We start from the raw sequence: 879 nt of genomic DNA, 5'->3' as shown, positions 1-879 counted from the left end.
CCGAATGCATCGAAAAGAGTCGAGCAGATAGGGCTGTGATCTACAGACTCGCCCAGCAGATAGGCCGCAATTTCTTCTTTTTTACTGGCTCCCAGTTGCCACTTGAGAATCCTGACAGTAATAAAGGCCCCCAGACTTGGCATCGCCAAGGTCAGTAAACCTGAGAGGGCAAGGAACACACCCACTTGGCTAAAATTCCTGCCCGTGATGTCGACGTCCTGTCCCAATTGACCTAAGGCACCCATGAAGTCGGTGTTCACGGCAAAACAGACTGGCGAGGCCGCGTTTGCCGCTTGCAGCCATTTGGGGCACAGCACACCCCAGTCATGCGAGAACAGGCCTGCAAGCGCTGCGGTTACAAACATGGCCGCCAGAAAGCAGTAAATACCGTATCGCCCCACCTGCAAGTAAAGCATCTGGCCTTCATAGCGATGCAGCCTGCAGTAAACGGTGGGATCCTTCAGGCACACCAAAAAGCCGCTGACAAGTAGTGGCAGCAGAAGTAAAAAAGCCATTTATCAGGATTCGGCTTGAGGAGTGACCAGTTTTTTAGCCTTATCGCGTGAAGAGCGAACCAAGCCTTCGATTTCTTTGGCGTCCATGGACATGCGCCCCCCCCTTACCACAAGAGTGTCGATGCTCTTGATTGCCTGCATGAGGGCTGCGTCTTCAGCCTTCTTCGTATCACTACGATGTCCAATCCGATTGAAAAACATAGTCGATTCCATTGAACAAGGTCAGGGGGGGGGCGCTGAAACTATAGCACAGCGCTAGATTCGTTCTCTTACGGGCTCAAACCGCCATCGGCGCCGTCATTGCCGGATGGTGCTGGTAGCCTTCCAGTGTGAAGTCGGAAGACTCGATCAACTCCAGCCACTC

1 protein-coding gene and 1 pseudogene are annotated in these 879 nt (G+C 53.1%); both read right to left on the bottom strand.

Translation table 11 applies throughout. From position 1 onward, the window contains the following. Positions 1-515, bottom strand: a pseudogene (locus ALO43_RS09960) (hypothetical protein); the annotation flags it as partial. Positions 516-518: 3 nt separating this feature from the next. Beyond that, positions 519-716, bottom strand: a complete 198-nt coding sequence (locus ALO43_RS09955) for a hypothetical protein (RefSeq protein WP_003343866.1) — start codon at positions 714-716, stop codon at positions 519-521. Between the last annotated feature and the right edge of the window lie 163 nt (positions 717-879).

It is taken from the genome of Pseudomonas tremae, from assembly GCF_001401155.1.
Lineage (GTDB): Bacteria > Pseudomonadota > Gammaproteobacteria > Pseudomonadales > Pseudomonadaceae > Aquipseudomonas > Aquipseudomonas tremae.
Note: the sequence above shows the minus strand (reverse complement) of the source record. Positions and strands in the feature narration are given on the sequence as shown.